Genomic DNA, 19,502 nt, shown 5'->3' with positions numbered 1-19,502 from the left:
ATTCTTCATTCTTAATCTTTGATTGATTTAAACAGTCATAATTTCTTTATCCTTTTCAGCCAGCATATCATCGATTTGTTTGATATACTTATCATGGATTTTTTGCAGTTTGGCTTCCGCATTCTTCTGCTCGTCTTCTGCCAATCCATCTTTTACGGCCTTTTTCAGTGCGTCGATACCGTCACGACGCGCGTTGCGTACGCTTACTTTAGCTGTTTCGCCTTCTCCTTTACACTGTTTTGCCAGTTGTTTACGACGTTCTTCCGTCAGGGGAGGGATGCCGATACGGATCATTTCTCCATTGTTTTCGGGCATGATGCCGAGGTCAGAGTCGATGATTGCTTTTTCGATGACACGGAACATGCTTTTATCCCAAGGCTTAATCACGATACTGCGGGCGTCCGGAGTAGTAATTGCAGCTACATTGCTGATAGGCACCATACTTCCGTAAGAATCTACGCGGATACCGTCTAATAAGCGGGTACTCGCTTTTCCGGCACGGATATGTGCCAGTGCTTCTTCCAGATACATGATGGCCATATCCATCTTTTCTTGTGCATTGTCAAGGCAAGTCTTTACGTCTACCATATTTTTTGAGATTTAAAATTGCATTTTGATTGATTAAGTAGCAAAAGTATATTATTTTTTGTTCATCTGCAACAGCATCCCCATCTTTTTTATGAGTGACTTGCCAATGATAATCAGGGTAACGGCGGTGATAATCATCAAAATACCCATCATTAACCGAGGAGTCAGTTTTTCATGAAACAGGAGAACACCGAAAAATAAAGCTGTCACCGGTTCCAGAGCACCCAATATTGCCGTTGGGGTAGAGCCTATATAATGAATGGCTAATGCGGTACAGACCAGTGATACGGCAGTTGGCAGAATGGCGAGTGATAATACATCAGCCCAGAGCCAGACAGATGGTATTACTTGCAGTTCCGTACAGAAATTTAAACGGACGATATAAACCGATAGTCCGAACAAAATGGCATAGAATGTGAGTTTCGTGGTCGGCAGGTTTTTCAATGTCGAACGGTTTACACCTACTATATATATAGCATAAGAGAGGGAAGACAACAGAACAAAGATGATTCCCAAAGTCGATAGTGGTTTATTTCCATCTCCCTGATAAAGCAAGGCAATGCCTGAAAGTGCCAGCAGGATGGAGAAAACGGTAATTGCGGAAATCTTTTCTTTGAAGAATATTCCCATAATGACAGCTACCATCACCGGATAAACAAACAGAATCGTTGAAGCAATTCCGGCATCCATATAATTATAACTCATAAACAAAAGCAGTGATGAAAAAGAGAATAACAACCCCATAATGACTAAGGGTAAGACGTCTGCCTTACGAAGCGCAAAAGACTGGTGCTGCATTTTCATCAGAATACCCAGCACGATTGCCGCAAAGAAGTATCGGTAGAATAAAACGGTATCGACACTCATTCCGGCTGCATAGAGCGGAAGTGCAAAAAGAGGATTCATACCGTAGCTCGCAGCGGCAATCGCTCCATAGATAAAACCTTTGGTTTTGTTGGTCATTGTTTTGCTTTTTTAAATGGCGTGCAAAAGTACGCAGTTCACCAATGATAAACAAGTGTTTAGGCGGTTGATAGTATAATTTAATCTTTCGTATGCTAAAAACTATTTCTTGGTAAAGAGATAACTAATCTTGTTTATGCATAAAATTAATCGTCTGACTATAGTCGAACTTGCGTCTGACTACTGTTAAACTTACGTCTGACTATAGTTGAACTTTCGTCTGACTATAGTCAGACGAAAAAGAATTAACTGTCAGATGATTAATTTTATTCGATAGGGAGATTAGTTATACGCCTCCCGAGTAATAGTCTGCAGGCAATAGGCAATCAGGTTTTTGAATAAACGCTTGCATATATCTTGGATTTTCCCGAATATTGCATCTGAATTATCGAAAAACACAGATGGCCAAAGCTAAATTTCTTGTTGTTTATTGCCTGTTCATATCGGGACTTTGTTGCATGGCAAATGTGACGAAGGATATCAATATGCGCTTTAAGGACGTAAGGCAAGGGCTTTCTCATCAAACGGTCAATTGTTTCTATCAGGATGAATTCGGTTTTTTATGGATTGGCACTCAAGACGGGCTGAATCGATTTGACGGACGTAAGTTTGAAGTATTCAAACCGGATAACGCTAATCCTTATTCCATCAATATCAATAATATCAGGCAGGTTTGCGGAAATAAAGCCGGATTGCTCTTTATCCGCAGTTTGCAGAGCGTGACTCTTTATGATATGCGTTTGAATCGTTTCAGGGTGTTGCGTGAAGGAGAAGTTGCGGGAATCTGTTATGCGCACGATGCATTATGGATAGCTACCGGAAAGGAAATCTACCGTTACCGCAACCTCGACCAGACGCCCGAATTATTCTTTTCATTTCCTTCGGATGAGGAGGATGTATTGATGAACAGTCTCATGGTTCGTCAGAATCAGACAGTGGTGGTGGGTACTTCCTCCAAAGGGATATATTGCATTGACCAGTCTGCACATATCACCCGGCGTATGGATGTGGGAGCTGTCAATTCAATAACAGAAGACAGAAACGGAAGTATCTGGATAGCTACCAGAAACAGAGGACTCATACGGTTGGATGAAGATGGAAAATTTACTCATTTCAGGCATCATAAGATAGCTGAAAATACGATTAACCATAATAATGTGCGTCATGTGACACAAGCTAATGATAGTCTCCTGTATATCGGAACTTATGCCGGTTTGCAGACTTTAAACCTGTTTACCGGAGAGTTTACAGATTATGAATATGACTTGAATGTGGAGGCGGCCGATATACGTTCCATTATTTCGATGCATTACGACACTTCGGGGACTTTATGGTTGGGGACTTTCTATCAGGGAATCCAATATTATAATGTAGCGAATGATGCTTTCCATTTTTACCGCTCGTCTACGGCTGTTGGCGGTCATTTGAATTCTTATATTATCAGTTCCATAGCCGAAGACCGTTCCGGACGGATCTGGTTTGCAAGTGAAGGAAGCGGGTTGAACTATTATGATAAACATACCAAACGCTTTTTCCCTTTAAAAAAGGTCTATTCTCAGGAGCTTTCTTTTAAGATAGTGAAGTCTCTTTATTATGAGAAAGAGCCGGATTATCTTTGGGTAGCTTCTCTTTATCAGGGAATCAACCGGATTAATCTGTCGACCGGGCATATAGAATCTATCTCGGAAAACATCTATACTCCGGAAGGAAAAACAGTTGTTGACAGAGCCTATAATCTGGTGAAAATGATAGAGTTTGCCGGCCACGATTCTTTATTGATAGCTGCCAAGGGAGGATTGCTTGTATTGGATAAAAAACACCTTCGACTTCATCATTTCGAACACCCTTCGTTGGCTGCCAAACATCTGTCGCAGGTTTGGGATATGACGTTTGACAAAGACGGGGATTTATGGCTGACTACCTCTTTTGATCTGATACGAGTCAACCTCAAAGCGGGTACTGCTCATAGTTATCCTTTCTCCCAAATAGCGCAGAGTACAGCGCAGCATCACATCAACCACATTTTATGTGATAAGAAAGGACGTATATGGCTGGGATCGACAGGCTCGGGAATTTATCTATTTGATAAGAAGACAGATTCTTTTGTGGGGTACGGAGCGAAACAGGGATTGGAAAATGGATTTATAACCGGATTGGTGGAGAGTCCTTTGGATGGTTCTATCTATGTGGCAACCAATGGTGGCTTCTCTAAATTCAACCTGGCAACGACTACATTCGAGAACTATAACAGACAGAGTGATTTTCCCTTGAATAATGTAAATGATGGAGGGCTGTATATTGCGTCCGACCACGATATTTACGTGTGTGGTCTGGCGGGTATTGTCTCTATCGCCCAGGAAAAGCTGAACAAACAGTCTGTTGACTATGATGTGTTTGTAAAACGGGTGCTTGTGGATAATACGGAAATACAACCGCTTGATTCGTTGGGGCTTATCAAAGAAACCGTATTGTATGAACATCGGTTAGTATTGCCGCCCAGATATTCTTCCGTCACTTTTGAGATAGCAAGTAACACCCTGAATAATATTTCTAATATCGGTCTGGAATATAAACTTGAAGGCTTTGATAACGAATATATGAAGGCGGGCGATAATACGATGATTACCTATACCAATCTTCATCCGGGGCATTATACTTTCCATGTCCGTGGCGACCAGGTGGGCGTTCACGGTCAGGAAGCACCTTCCATTAGTTTTGAGCTGATAGTGGAGGCTCCCGTTTATCAGCGGGCATGGTTTATTTTGTTGATGGTGCTGGCAGCTATCCTCATTGCCGGCTATATTATCCGTATGTTCTGGATACGAAAAACCTTGCGGCACTCTTTATTGGCCGAGAAACGGGAAAAAGAGTATATCGAAAGTGTGAACCAGTCCAAACTGCGTTTCTTTACCAATGTATCGCATGAATTCCGTACTCCGTTAACACTTATATCCAGCCAGCTCGAAATGCTCCTGATGCATAAGGACATTATTCCTGAAGTATATAATAAGATTCTGGATATTTATAAAAATTCCCGCAGGATGAATAACCTCGTGGATGAAGTCATTGATATCCGCAAGCAGGATCAGGGATACTTGAAACTAAAGATTTCTAAAGAGAATATTGTGGCGGTGATAGAGGAAATTTGTGGTTCTTTCTATAGTTATGCCCAACTGAATAAGATAGATCTCCGCTTTTCTTCCACTCTGAAAGAAGCAGATTTGTATATTGACAAGACGCAGATAGAGAAAGTATTCTATAATTTATTGTCCAACGCTTTTAAGTATACGAAGCCTGGTGACTGGATTTCTGTTGAGCTGTCAGCGGAAGGAGATAATGACATTGTGATTTCAGTCAACAACCTGGGGGTAGGCATTGATAAATCCAAGATCAAACATGTATTTGAACGGTTTTGGCAGGATGATTCGGCAACAACCACACGAACTGTCAAAGGATCGGGCATTGGATTGGCGATGGCGAAAGGAATTGTAGAATTGCATCAGGGAACCATCGGAGTGGAAAGCGAACCGAATGGAGTTACCTCTTTTACCGTTACTCTTCACCGGGATGCGAATATGAATATGGAAGTCTCTTCCTCCGCAGATGAGCACGTTGCTGAACATTATATAATAGAGCCTCAAGAAATTTCGGAAATGGTGAAGCCGGATAAAACGGTGAAAATGCTGATTGTAGAAGATAACCCGGAAATGCGTAAGGTATTGACGCAGATTTTTGAACAGATATATGAGGTATATACGGCTGCCGACGGACAGGAAGGATTGGAACGGGCTTCTTCGCTGCAACCGCAGATGATTGTAAGTGACATCATGATGCCTGTCATGTCCGGACTGGAAATGTGCGAGAAGTTGAAAAGTAATTTGCAGACCAGCCATATACCTGTTGTCTTGCTGACAGCCCGCAACCGGGAAGAACATACCTTGGAAGGCTTGCAGACAGGTGCGGATGATTATATTTCCAAACCTTTTAATATCAAGATATTGGTAGCCCGGTGCAACAATATCATTCAGACTCGTAAACTACTTCAACAACGGTTTGTTCGCAACGACGAACCTAAAGTGGAAGACCTTCCGTTCAATCCGATCGATAAAAAGATGTTGATGGATGCTACGGCGATTGTGGAATCTTATATTGATAACGCAGACTTTGACGTGGCTACTTTTGCACGTGAGATGTGTATGAGCAGAACGTTGCTTTTTACCAAATTGAAAGCATTGACCGGACAGACTCCGAATGACTTTATTTTATCTTTGAGATTGAAAAAGGCAACAGAAAAATTGCGGAATGATCCCAATGCCCTGATTGCTGATATAGCATTTGATTACGGCTTTTCTAATCCAAGTTATTTTATCCGGTGTTTTAAAAATGCTTATGATATTACTCCGGCTGCTTATAGACGGAAATATGCAAATTCTTAATTTACAGAATTTTATATATCTGCTTCCTGACGAGAATTGTACTATTTGAACTTTTATACGGACGATTCTATTATTCGAAATCATTAATAATTGGGACTTTTGCGCTGTAATCATTCAAATTATTACATAGTATGAAAAACATCGTAATTAAATGGGCTGTGTTCCTGACAGCCTTTCTTATCTCTTTAGAGGTTAGTGCTCAAAACGTCAGAGTTTCTGGAGTGGTGACAGACGCACTTGGACCGATTCCCGGAGCTAATATTATGGAGGAGGGGACTACTAACGGTACAGTGACGGATGTAAATGGAAAATATTCAATCAGTGTGTCGGCTAAATCGACCCTTGTTTTTTCTTGTATAGGATATAAGGAACAGAAGATACGTGTCGGTACGAAAACAGTGCTGAATGTGAATCTGGTGGAAGAGTCGAAAATGCTCGATGAATTGGTTGTTGTTGGTTATGGAGTTCAGCGTAAAAGTGATGTGGCTACTTCGGTAGCTTCGGTCAAAGCGGATGAAATGAAAACATTTCCCGCCGGTAATGTGGCTGATATGTTACGTGGACGTGCCGCAGGTGTGAATGTAACGAGTAGTTCCGGACGACCGGGATCGACTCCTTCGATTACCATTCGTGGTTCCCGTTCTATCAGTGCGGACAATGCACCTTTATATATTATAGATGGTTCTCCTTCCAGTGCAACAGAGTTCAGTACGTTGAGTGCGGATGATATTGAATCGGTTGAAATACTGAAGGATGCTGCATCGCAGGCTATTTATGGGGCACGTGCCAGTGATGGTGTGGTACTGGTGACTACCAAACGTGGTAAAGCCGGAAAAGTGGAAGTCAATTATAATGGTTATCTGGGTATTCAATCTCTTTGGAGAAATTTCGATTTCTACTCTCCTGAAGAATATATGCAGCTTCGTCGTGAAGCAAAGGCGCATGATAAAGGAATAATTGATGCGCGTGAGATTTCTATAGCCGAAGCGTTGGAAGATGAGGTGATGCAACGGGTATGGGCCGGTGGAAAGTTTATCGACTGGGAAAAAGAAATGTTCAGAAATGCAATCTATCATAATCACGATGTCAGTGTACGTGGAGGAACAGAGAAAATCAAAGTATCGGCAGGTGCCAACTACTTTGACCAACAAGGAATGGTGGTTACCGGATCGGGGTATCAGAAGTTTTCTTTAAGACTGAATCTGGACTTTGAAATTGCTAAATGGATTAGTTTCGGTATCAATTCTTCTTATGCGATGACAAAACAAGATCGTGAGGATGGTAACTTTAATGATTTTATTACTAGTTCTCCATTGGCAGAGATATATGATGCTGATGGCAAGTATACAAAATATATCAACTCGGAAGGAAATTATAATCCTTTGTACCGTGCCGAACATTATGGACGTGAAGTAACTCGTGATAATTACCGCCTGAACTTTTTTATGGATGTGAAGCCATTCAAGGGATTCAATTATCGCCTGAATACTTCTGTTTATAATCAGACGTCTGAAGACGGTTCTTATAAAGATTCCCAATATCCGGGAGGCGGAGGAACGGCCGTTCTCGATGAATCGCGTACACAGAACTGGCTGGTTGAGAATATTGTGACTTATAAAGTGCCTATCCGGAATAAGAAACACCAGTTGACATTAACCGGCGTTCAGTCTGTCGACCATAATGGTTCGAAATCTATCGGGTACTCGGTTGAGAATCTTCCGGTGGATAAAGACTGGAACTTCATTTCTCAGGGTGAGTTTACAGGCAAGCCCCGTCGTCTGTTTAATGAAAATAACTTGGTGTCTTTCATGGCTCGGGCGCAATATTCACTTTTAGATCGTTATTTGTTGAACGTGGCTGTCCGCCGTGACGGTTCCAGCCGTTTCGGAAAAGAAAATAAATGGGGAACTTTCCCGTCAGCTGCTTTTGCCTGGCGTGCCAATCAGGAGAGTTTCCTAAGAGATGTGTCGTGGATTGATAACCTGAAACTCCGTGTGAGTTATGGTATTGTAGGTAATCAGAACGGTATCGGCAATTATACTACTTTGGGACTGGCTGATAATAAAGGATATGAGTTTGGAGATGTTTTTCAAATGGGATATTTGCCGGGCAAGGAACTGTCTAATCCAAACCTGAAATGGGAACAGTCTGCAACAGCTAACTTTGGTGTTGATTTTAGTTTCTTCAATGGTCGTCTGAATGGTACGGTTGAGTATTATAATACTCATACGAAGGATTTGTTGGTGGAACGTTCCCTGAATGCGTCACTCGGATATACCACCATGCTTGATAATCTGGGAAAGACGAAATCCAGTGGCATTGATCTTTCTTTAAATGGTGACGTGGTACGTACGAAGGAGTTTACCTGGACACTCGGAACTAATTTCAGCATGTATAAGAATGAAATTGTCCGTATTGACGATACTCTCGATGAGAACGGAAAGCCGGCAAGTCAGGTAGCCCAGGGATGGATTATCGGAGAACCGATCAATGTATACTATGATTATCTGGTAGATGGAATTTTTCAGTATGATGATTTTGAGATTACTCGTGATGGTACGGGAAATCTAGTCTATACACCGAGAAATACTTATGACAGTGATAATGACGGTGTGGCCGACAGTCCGATTGATTATGGTGGCGCTATTGAACCGGGAATGGTCAAAGTGCGTGATAACAACGGGGATGGAAAGATTACAGCTGATGACAGGGTACCTATCCGGAAAGATCCGAAGTTTACACTCTCCCTTTCTTCTACATGGAACTGGAAAGGATTTGACCTGTTCATGGACTGGTATGGAGTTTCCGGCAGAAAGATTAAGAACGGTTATTTGTACGAGTATAATTCCGGTGGTTCTTTACGTGGAAAACTGAATGGAGTGAAGGTGGATTATTGGACTCCGTTCAATCCTTCGAACAAATTCCCACGTCCTTCTTATAGTGCGGACCCTGCATATTTGAGTGCTATTGCCATTCAGGATGCTTCTTATATCCGTTTACGCACCTTACAACTGGGATATACTTTCCCCACCCGACTATTGAAGAATACTCCGATTCATAAGTTACGCTTGTATGCAACTGCTACTAACTTGCTGACATTTACGGAATTTAAATCTTATAGTCCCGAACTGACTCCAGGATCTTATCCGGAGTCCAGACAATATGTGTTCGGTGTCAATGTTTCATTCTAAAATAAAGAATCCTTATGAAAAAGTTAATATATACAGCCTTTGTCATTTGCGGAATGTTGACCGCTTCCTGCTCGGATTTATTAAATCTGGAATCAAAAACAGCTGTTACAAATAATTATCTGTTCACTACTCCCGAAGGATTGAATACTGCCGTTACAGGTCTGTATTCCCTGGCACGTGAGTTACCGGGTGGAGCGGATAATAATGAATCTAATTTGTACATCGTTACCATGTGTGACTTTAATACGGATATTGCCACACTTAGGGCAGGTGTCTCTACTTCAATCGGACGTTTGAATACAAGTTTTACTCCAAGTACTGGAGATGTCAATAAGTTCTGGAAACATCACTATGGTATTATCGGAAAAGCAAATGAAATTATTGTAGCCGCGGAAGCCTTGGGGCTGGATGACAGCGATGTATTGCACGCATGGAGTGAAGCGAAATTCTTCAGAGGACGGAGCTATTTTGAACTTTGGAAACGCTTTGACCGTCTTTATCTGAACGTCACTCCGACCACTGTCGATAATCTGAAACGGGAGTATAAACCGGCTTCTCACGAAGAACTGATGACGCTGATGACGACTGATTTGGATGATGCGATGAAAGGTCTGGACTGGTCGCTTCCTCAAAATAACGGAAATGTGCTGTATGGACGAGTAACGAAAGCGACTGCCAAACATGTCCGTGCACAGGTTGCCATGTGGGAGTCAGATTGGGATACAGTCATTGAGGAATGTGAAGATATCTTTAAACAGGAGGGTATCTACTCGATGGAAAAGAAGGCCGAGAATGTATTTAATAGCGCAGATTTGAAATCCCCGGAAGTATTGTGGAGTTTCCAATATTCACAAAACTTGGGTGGAGGAGGTTCCGGAACTCCGGTTGCCGGACATCGTATCTCTATTCAGACCACTACCCGAATCAATAAAATTTCAGGTTGCATCAATACGGCCGATCAGGGTGGATATGGTTGGGGACGTATTTATCCGAATACCTATTTATTGAGTTTATATGATCAGGCTAAAGATACACGATACAATGAATTGTTCGTACACCGTTTCAAATACAATGATCCTAATTCTCCTAAATATGGAGAATTGATTCCCCTTGCGAAAAGTTCCAGCTATTGTGAGACGTTGCATTTTATGTCGAAAAAATACTTTGACCAGTGGACTATGGCCGATAATCCGGACCGGACAACGGGATTCAAGGATTTGATTGTCTATCGACTGGCTGAAACTTACTTAATGGCGGCAGAAGCGTATATGCGCCGTGACGGAGGGATGAGCACGGATGCTCTGCGCTGTTACAATAAAACATGGGAACGTGCCGGAAATGACAAATTTGCGGGACCTCTGACGCAAGATATTCTTTTGGATGAATATGCTCGTGAACTGAATTTTGAGGGAGTTCGCTGGCCGTTGCTGAAACGTTTGGGACTTTTGGGTGAAAGAGTGAAAGCGCATTATGGTGAGACGAAAGTTGAAAATCCTTATTTAGATAAAGATTATGCGGAATGTCGTGCCAGCTTTGTAGTTGGAAAGCACGAATGTTGGCCTATTCCACAAGAACAGATTGACTTGATGGGGAAAGAGAATTTTCCGCAGAATGAGAATTGGTATTAAGCGATTGATTATCTGTAAAACATGAATAAGTATGAAAAGAATAATATATCTGTTATTGATTTTAAATCTAGGGATGCTTTCCTGTGTCGATGATGCGTCGGTACGTGTGATGCCTGAATTTAATTGTAAAGATACAAAAGTAAACCTAGCAAAAGCGGCGGGTTCTTCCGTCACATCGCTATTATATACTAATGTCGGTCAGATTGTTGCTCAATATCAAGCGGAGTGGCTTTCTGTAGATGTAAACGCTAAAAGTGTAATATACACTGCCTTGACGCAGAATGACGGTGAGGATGCAAGGAGTACTGTCGTGAAACTGACTTGCGGTTCATACACAGTGGAAGTAACGGTTACACAGGATTCCAAAGAACCGGATCTTTCTTTGAAGGTAGGACAAAGTGTAGATGATGGTATCGGTATGATTTTCTGGGTGGATCCTTCGGACAATATGGTAGGAAAAGCTGTATCTGTAAAACGTCAGGGAGGAAATCCTTTTGAGGCTTCCGTGATGTCTCACAATGCGCTTTCCACAGTGAATGGATATGTCAATACGGCTTTGTTTACTGCTCCTGCTGCAAATGATGCAGTGGCATACTGTCAGTCGTTGGGTGAGGGATGGTATCTGCCTGCACGTGATGAGTTATGGGAGTTGTTTGATGTTTACAATGGTATTGTACATACTGATCCGGATTTTATTTCGACTGTACCCGATAAGTTGACGGAAGTTGAAAAAGCGGCACGTGCGGCATTTGATAAGATGTTGACCGATTTGCAGGGTGATGTGATAAATGAGGCTGCCGGTTCGGGCAATGGGGAAAGCTATTGGTCGAGTACGGAAAATGCAGCAGGGGATAAGGCTTATTGGGTACGTTTCGGAAAGTCTGGTGCTGATGCAGGAAATAAAACAGCTACCAACCGTTTTGTGAGATGTATGCGCACAATTGGTGATTATACTTATCCTGAAGAGCCGGCAACTTTGACGGTTACTCCTAATCCTGTGACATTGGAAGGTGCTAACGAAGCGGAAGCAAATGTTACGTTGACATCCAATAAGAGTGTATTCAGTGTAGTGTTGGCAGATGATTCCTGGCTTTCGTATATTATTTCAGGCACAACAGTTACGTTCAAGGCAAAATCGAAGAATGGCACTGGTAATATTCGTACGACAATTGCTACAATAACAGCCGGTACTGGCGCAGCTGCAAAAGCAGTGGAGGTAACAGTGAATCAAAATGTAGCTGCCGAGGGAGACGCTTCCCTCGAACTGAGTACCAATACGGTGACTATTACTCCTGATGCGGTAGCAAAATCAGAGGTAATTACAATGATTTCTGATGAGACGGAATTTGCAATAAATATCACTGATGAATCTTGGGTGAAAGCGTATGTTGATGTAACAAATAAAACTCTTTATTTTTGGACATTATCTCCTAATCTGAATAGCTCTAACCGGGTAACGACTGCTACGGTAACAGCCGGAAGCGGAGCAAAGGTGTCTAAACAAGAGGTTACGATTACACAGAAAGGACTTTTAAGTTCCGAGTTTGCGGTTGGACAGGTAATTGCGGATAATGGAGCGTTGAAGGGAGGCATTGTTTTCTGGGTAGACGCGACTAATCGTGGTAAAGCTAAAATCATGTCGTTGGACAGAGAGAATTTGGCATGGTCTACAGCAGGCTCTCCGGTTTCTACCGGTTTGACTTTATCTAATGATGACGGTTTAGCAAATACTACTGCCTTGGCAGCATTGCCGAATGCAGTGGAAATGCCTGCTCTTAAATATTGCATGGATAAAGGTTCCGGATGGTATTGGCCTACAAGATCGGATCTGGAACAGATGTTTGAAACCTATAATGGGACTAAAGTAGCAGATGCAACAGAGAATACTCCGAATGCGATTACTGATTTTGAAAAAGCAAATCGTGAAGCATGGGATCTGGTGATTACTAATGCAGGAGGAACTGCTATGAATACGGCAGCGGCATCTTCTAATGGGGATTCTTATTGGGCTAGTCGTGAAACGTCAAGTGGTACAAAGGCATTTTATGTACGTTTTGGAAAACCACTTGCCTGGGATAAAGCAAATGAGAAAAAGACTGGGGCAAGATACATTCGTGCAGTCCGTTCAATCTTGAAATAATGGTATTAGGTATGTGTAAGGTATATAGAAAAATAATCTTAGCCTGCTTGTTATTGATTGTTACCGGCACGGTCTGTGGTCAGCGTGTGACGCAAACGATCAACGATGGTTGGAAGTTCTCTCTCTTTGAGGGAGACGCGTCCACTGCTGACTTTGATGTGTCCGGTTGGACTGACGTTTCCATTCCTCATACTTGGAATGCAAAAGATGCAGAAGATGAAATTCCCGGTTACTTCCGGGGAAAAGGCTGGTACAGGAAAGCCGTGACAGTGGAGGAACTGATTGCCGGTCAAAGAGTTTATCTTTGTTTTGAAGGAGCCAATCAGGAGACAAATGTATTTGTGAATGGAAAGTTGGTAGGGAATCATAAAGGTGGTTATTCGGCTTTCACGTTTGATGTGACTGACTATGTTCATACCGGACGCAACTTGGTGGCAGTGAGTGTTGACAACTCTCATAATCCGGATATTGCTCCTCTTTCGGCAGACTTCACTTTCTTCGGCGGACTTTATCGGGATGTTTATCTGGTGTATACTTCACCCGTGCAACTGTCTACCACTCATTATGCTTCCAGTGGAGTATATCTCAAAACAGTTGGGATAACAGATGCTCAAGCGGAAGTGTGTGCAAAAACATTCTTGTCCAACGCTTTGAAAAGTAATCAGACATTGATTCTTGAAACGGAGATTTTGGATGCAGACGGCAATAGAGTGGCACTTTCCGCAAAGAAAGTGAATGTGAAGGCAGGGGAGAAGAATGTAGCCTTTAAAGCGTTGATGACTATTGCGCAACCCAAACGGTGGGATGTTGATTCTCCTTATTTATATAAGGTGTATAGCCGTTTGAAGGATAAAAAGGGAAAAGTTCTCGATTGCGTTGTTAATCCGCTGGGAATCCGTGAATATCATTTTGATGCAGAGAAAGGTTTTTTCCTGAACGGGAAATATCGGAAATTGATTGGTACCAGTCGGCATCAGGATTACAAAGGAATGGGGAATGCCTTGCGGGATGAAATGCATATCCGGGATATACAGTTGAGTAAGGATATGGGAAGTAATTTCCTGCGAGTGGCTCATTATCCGCAAGATCCGGTTGTGATGCAGATGTGTGATAAGTTAGGGCTGTTGACTTCGGTTGAAATTCCGATTGTAAATGCTATTACTCAAAGTAGGGCGTTTATGGATAACTGTGTGGAACAGGCTACGGAAATGGTTTATCAGAACTATAATTATCCATCTGTCATCATTTGGGCTTACATGAATGAAGTGCTTTTGCGTCCTCCCTTTAATCCTGACAACAAGAAAGAACGGGCGGAATATATGAAGTTTCTTCATCAAATAGCTTCGACTGTTGAGGCGCAGATCAGAAGTCTGGACTCGGAACGCTATACCATGTTGCCTTGTCATTCTGCTTCCCAAATCTATCAGGAAGCAGGGATTACTGAACTGCCAATGTTATTGGGATTTAATCTTTATAATGGATGGTATGGTGGTAATTTGGGCGGATTTGAAGAGAAACTGGAAGAACTTCATAAAGAGTTTCCTCATAAACCGTTGCTTATTACCGAATATGGGGCGGATGTGGATACTCGTATTCATTCTTTTTCACCGATGCGGTTTGATTTTAGTTGTGAGTTTGGCTCTGTCTATCATGAACATTATTTGCCTGAAATTCTAAAGAGGGATTATATAGTGGGGGCTATGGTTTGGAATTTGAATGATTTTTATTCCGAAGCCAGAAGAAATGCCATGCCTCATGTTAACAATAAAGGGTTGGTAAGTACGGATAGAGAACGTAAGGACGGGTATTATCTTTATCAGGCTTATCTGAAAGAGTCACCTATCCTGCATATTGCTTCTAAATCTTGGAAGAACAGGGCAGGGGCCAGTCGGGATGGAAAGAGCTGTACGCAACCCCTGAAAGTCTATACTAACGCGGATAAGGTGGAAGTCTTTTTGAATGGAAAAAGTTTGGGAGTATATCCGGTAACAGATAAGGTTGTTTCCGTGGACATTCCTTTTGTGAACGGAGAGAATGTGGTAGATGCTGTGATAGAAAAGGAGGGACGTGAATATCGTGACCAGTATGTCTGTGATTTTAAATGTGTCAATGTGAAGAATGGCTTTACGGAGATCAATGTGTTATTGGGGGCTCGACGCTATTTTGAGGATCGGACAGCAGAGATGTGCTGGATACCCGAACAGGTTTATGAAGAAGGTTCATGGGGATATATTGGTGGGGAGGTGGCTCCTAACAAAACTCGTTACGGTTCTTTGCCTGCCAGCGATACAGATATACTGGGGACGGATCAGGATCCTATCTTTCAGACACAGCGAGTAGGCATTGAGGCTTTTAAGGCAGATGTGCCGGATGGTGTCTATGCTGTATATTTGTATTGGACGGAACTTACTTCTGAAAATAAAAGAGAGGCTTTGGTGTATAATTTGGGAAATGATGTGGTGAGGGAGGACTATATTAACCGGGTATTTTCTGTGGATATAAATGGGGTATCTGTTGCCGGACAAATGAATATTGCAGAAGAATACGGTTCCGAACGTGCGGTTATTAAGAAATATATTGTTCCGGTTTCACAAGGAAAAGGGCTTGTCGTTCGTTTTGGAGCGGTGGAGTCTGTGCCCATTTTAAATGCAATACGAATCGTAAAAGAATATTAGATGATGAAAAATAGTATAGTTATATTGTTTTTGCTGCTGTTATCCCAGTTTGGTTATGCCCAGGGACGTACATTTAAGGTCACTGCCCGTCCGTGGGTGAAAGGACAGAAAGATCTTCCCTGGAAAGAGTATGATACTCGTACTATTGCTCAATTGGATGGGTTCAAACCTACTGGTAAAGTACATGTGAATGAGTATGGAAGTGATTTGGATGCTCCTAGGCATCAGGCTACAGGATTTTTCAGGGTAGAACACATCGGGGATCGATGGTGGATGATTGATCCCGATGGGTATCGGCATTTGCAGAAAGTGGTGGTTGGAGTACGTTTAGGTACTTCCGAACGCAATAAACAAGCAATGCTGGACAAATTCGGTACGGAGGAAAAATGGATGAAAGGAACAGCACAAATGATTCATTCGTTGGGCTTTTCCGGGGCTGGTTCTTGGAGTAATGAGGAAGCTATTGCCTCTTACAATGCCTCTCACAAGGAGGTACTGACCCGTTCAATCATTCTGAACCTGATGAGTGGATATGGGAAGAAACGTGGAGGAACTTATCAGTTGCCTGGCAATACGGGATATCCTAATCAGTGTATTTTCGTTTTTGATCCGGAATTTGAAACCTATTGCGATGAGATGGCACAAAAACTGGTCGCAAACAAAACGGATAAAAACATAATCGGTTATTTTTCGGACAATGAACTGCCGTTCGGCCCGAAGAACCTGGAGGGGTATCTGACTTTGAAGAATCCCAATGATCCGGGAAGATTGTATGCAGAATCCTGGTTGAAACAGCAAGGTATTACTTCGCAGCAAATTACGGACGAACATCGGGAAGAGTTTGCGGGGGTAGTAGCGGAACGATACTATAAAGTGGTATCGGAAGCGATTCGGAAGTATGATCCCAATCACCTTTATTTAGGTAGTCGTCTACATGGAAAACCTAAGTTTGTCCGCCAGATTGTGGAAGCGGCAGGCAGGTATTGTGATGTCGTTGCTATTAACTACTATGGTGCATGGACACCGAGTGAGAAGACCATGAAGCATTGGGGAGAATGGGCTCAGAAACCTTTCATCATCACGGAATTTTATACGAAAGGAATGGATTCCGGGCTGGCAAACACAACAGGGGCAGGTTTCACCGTTCAAACCCAGCAGGAACGTGGATATGCCTACCAGCATTTTGTTTTAGGATTATTGGAAAGTGGGAATTGCGTCGGATGGCATTGGTTCCGTTATCAGGATAATGATCCGACGGCAAAAGGGGCAGATCCTTCGAATCTGGACTCTAACAAAGGACTGGTAGATAATGAATACAATCTTTATAAACCGTTGGCTGATGCTATGAAAGAATTGAATATCAACGCTTATCGTTTGGCTGACTGGTTCGATCAACAATCAACTAATAATAAATAAAATACATACCATGAAAAAACTATTTATATTGGGAACTTTACTGTTTATAAGTTCTATTCCTATGGTGTCTTGTACGGATGATGATGATAAAGATCCTAATTTTATGCCTCCTGATATAGTGATGGGAGGGGGAGATGTAGAGTCGGAATATCCGGAAGATTTACCTGCTCCCGGAGCTTCCGTGATGTATACTCCGTCATTAAATGCCAATATGTATCGCCCTATCAGTGTTAAGTATTCCAGTGCTTATCCGCCTATATCCAGCTGGAAAACAGAGAATACACGTATTATTGCGTATATGGACGGGTATAAACCGGCTATTAAAACGTTGAAAGCGTATCAGGAGTCGGTTAATAAATACGGAAGTTCGACTACGCTTCCGAGGCAGGCGGCTACGGGAAGGTTTTATACGAAGAAAATAGACGGACGTTGGTGGTTGGTTGATCCGGAAGGTTGTCTGCATCTGGAACGTAGTGCGACTTCTTTGCGTAAGGGAACTTCCAGTCGTAATAAAACGGCCTGGAATAGCAGGTTTGGAACTGATGAGAAATGGCTGTCTACTACTCAACGTGAATTGAGTGAGATCGGCTTTCACGGTACAGGTGCCTTTTGTACAGGAACTTATTCACAGATTCAGGCTCATAATGCTTCTAATCCGAGCAGTCCGTTGACTTTGGCGCCTTCATTTGCTTTTCTAAGCCAGTTCAAGAGTGCGAAGTCTTATAATTATCCCGGAGGAAGCGATGATAACGCAGCAGGCCTTGTGTTTTATAATGGATGGGTTGAATGGTGTGATTCATATTTAGCTGGTAGCGCTTTCGCTGATTATTTGCGTGATCCTAATGTATTGGGTTTCTTTTCGGATAATGAGATCAACTTCTCTTCAAACAGTTCCCGGATTTTGGATCGTTTTCTGGCTATCAGTAACTCAAGTGATCCGGCTTATGTTGCGGCGAAGGCTTTTATGGATTCTAAAGGTACGCAAAATGTGACGGACGCCTTGAATAATGAGTTTGCCGGGATTGTAGCAGAGAAATATTATAAAGCCGTGAAAGAGGCTGTGAAGAAAGTAGATGATAAGTTGCTTTATCTGGGAACTAGATTACATGGAACTCCTAAATATATGGAAGGAGTAGTGAGAGCTGCCGGAAAATATTGTGATGTTATTTCTATCAACTATTATAGTCGTTGGAGTCCTGAACTGACAACAGCGATTGCTGATTGGGCTAATTGGGCGGACAAACCGTTTCTTGTAAGTGAGTTTTATACGAAAGGGGTGGAGGACTCTGATCTGAATAACCAGTCGGGAGCCGGATATTCTGTCCCTACACAAAATGAGAGAGCTTATGCTTATCAGCATTTTACATTAGGATTGCTTGAAGCTAAGAATTGTATCGGATGGCATTGGTTCAAATACCAGGATGATGATGGTACGGATAATTCGTCGAAACCTGCTAATAAAGGTCTTTATGATAACTCTTATCAACTCTTTCCTTATTTGTCTTTCTTTGCCCGCGAATTGAATTTTAATGCGTATGATTTGATTCAGTATTTTGATAAATAGGTGTTTGTTTCTATATAATATTTGAGAGGAAAAACAAAGTGCGAATTTTACAGGATTAGTTTTTATTAAAGCTATACTGCAAAATTCGCACTTCTTATTTTTTATGAATAATCAGTGTCTTATCAGAGTATAATCTGATAGATAAATATCGGTAGGGAAAAATTAGTTATGTACTAACGTACCTATCTCTTCTCCACTGATAACTTTCTTTAGGTTGCCTACTGTGTCCATATCAAATACGACGATTGGCAGATTGTTTTCTTTGCACATACAAGTCGCTGTCAAATCCATGACTTTCAGACCACGTTTCAGTACTTCATCGTATGTAATATCGTCGAATTTGGTAGCGGTAGGATCTTTTTCGGGATCAGCTGTGTAAATACCATCTACACGAGTACCTTTCAGCATAACGTCTGCTTCGATTTCTATACCTCTAAGTGAAGAACCAGTGTCAGTAGTAAAGAAAGGATTTCCCGTTCCAGCGGACATAATGACCACTTCGCCGTTCTCCATACATTCGATAGCTTTCCATTTACTGTAGAATTCACCGATAGGTTCCATCCGTACTGCTGTCAACACACGTGCCTTTACGCCGGTAGCCACAAGAGCAGAACTTAGAGCGAGACTGTTGATAACGGTAGCCAACATTCCCATTTGGTCACCCTTCACACGGTCAAAACCTTTATTGGCTCCGCTTAGTCCGCGAAATATATTGCCTCCTCCGATAACGATACCAATCTGTACCCCTTGCTGGTGGATCTCTTTGATTTGTTCAGCATATTCTGCCAGTCTTTTTTCGTCAATGCCGTATTGCTTTTCGCCCATTAAGCTCTCTCCACTAAGCTTTAGTAAGATTCTTTTATACTTTGCCATACCTTTTGCTTTTTATTGTTTGCCGCAA

At 42.2% G+C, this 19,502-nt stretch carries 10 protein-coding genes; 7 read left to right on the top strand and 3 right to left on the bottom strand.

Translation table 11 applies throughout. From position 1 onward, the window contains the following. Positions 1–27 precede the first annotated feature (27 nt). Both frr and I2I04_RS06480 read right to left on the bottom strand, forming a co-directional pair. Entirely contained in the window at positions 28–588 is a 561-nt protein-coding gene (gene frr / locus I2I04_RS06485; RefSeq protein ID WP_143257661.1) for a ribosome recycling factor, read from the bottom strand. 51 nt (positions 589–639) lie between these two features. Next, positions 640–1,551 carry an EamA family transporter gene (locus I2I04_RS06480; RefSeq protein WP_195654608.1) on the bottom strand — a complete coding sequence of 304 codons (912 nt, stop codon included), beginning with the start codon at positions 1,549–1,551 and terminating at the stop codon, positions 640–642. A gap of 401 nt (positions 1,552–1,952) precedes the next feature. Between I2I04_RS06480 and I2I04_RS06475 the strand changes: the two genes are divergently transcribed. The 7 genes from I2I04_RS06475 (at position 1,953) to I2I04_RS06445 (ending at position 18,601) form a co-directional block, all read left to right on the top strand. Beyond that, positions 1,953–5,987 (top strand): response regulator, encoded by a 4,035-nt coding sequence (locus tag I2I04_RS06475; RefSeq protein WP_195654607.1) that lies wholly within the window; start codon positions 1,953–1,955, stop codon positions 5,985–5,987. A 131-nt stretch (positions 5,988–6,118) separates the two neighbouring features. Continuing rightward, positions 6,119–9,178 (top strand): SusC/RagA family TonB-linked outer membrane protein, encoded by a 3,060-nt coding sequence (locus I2I04_RS06470; protein ID WP_195654606.1) that lies wholly within the window; start codon positions 6,119–6,121, stop codon positions 9,176–9,178. Positions 9,179–9,192: 14 nt separating this feature from the next. Continuing rightward, positions 9,193–10,806, top strand: a complete 1,614-nt coding sequence (locus tag I2I04_RS06465) for a RagB/SusD family nutrient uptake outer membrane protein (RefSeq protein ID WP_195654605.1) — start codon at positions 9,193–9,195, stop codon at positions 10,804–10,806. A gap of 31 nt (positions 10,807–10,837) precedes the next feature. Further along, positions 10,838–12,946, top strand: a complete 2,109-nt coding sequence (locus I2I04_RS06460) for a BACON domain-containing protein (protein WP_195654604.1) — start codon at positions 10,838–10,840, stop codon at positions 12,944–12,946. An 11-nt stretch (positions 12,947–12,957) separates the two neighbouring features. Next, entirely contained in the window at positions 12,958–15,621 is a 2,664-nt protein-coding gene (locus I2I04_RS06455) for a glycoside hydrolase family 2 TIM barrel-domain containing protein (protein ID WP_195654603.1), read from the top strand. A gap of 3 nt (positions 15,622–15,624) precedes the next feature. Then, the gene (locus I2I04_RS06450; protein ID WP_143257979.1) at positions 15,625–17,037 is read left to right on the top strand and encodes an agarase; all 1,413 of its coding nucleotides are present in this window, start codon (positions 15,625–15,627) and stop codon (positions 17,035–17,037) included. Between the two features lie 10 nt (positions 17,038–17,047). Beyond that, positions 17,048–18,601 (top strand): hypothetical protein, encoded by a 1,554-nt coding sequence (locus I2I04_RS06445; RefSeq protein ID WP_143257668.1) that lies wholly within the window; start codon positions 17,048–17,050, stop codon positions 18,599–18,601. 162 nt (positions 18,602–18,763) lie between these two features. Here the strand turns inward: I2I04_RS06445 and pyrH are convergent, their stop codons facing one another. Next, positions 18,764–19,474: a UMP kinase gene (gene pyrH, locus I2I04_RS06440; protein WP_004299207.1), complete on the bottom strand. Its 711-nt coding sequence runs from the start codon at positions 19,472–19,474 to the stop codon at positions 18,764–18,766. Positions 19,475–19,502 lie beyond the last annotated feature (28 nt).

The organism is Bacteroides sp. 1001136B_160425_E2, assembly GCF_015559655.1.
GTDB classification, from domain to species: Bacteria; Bacteroidota; Bacteroidia; order Bacteroidales; family Bacteroidaceae; genus Bacteroides; species Bacteroides luhongzhouii.
The sequence above is the reverse complement of the archived record's forward strand: the minus strand, read 5'-3'. Positions and strand labels throughout refer to the sequence as shown.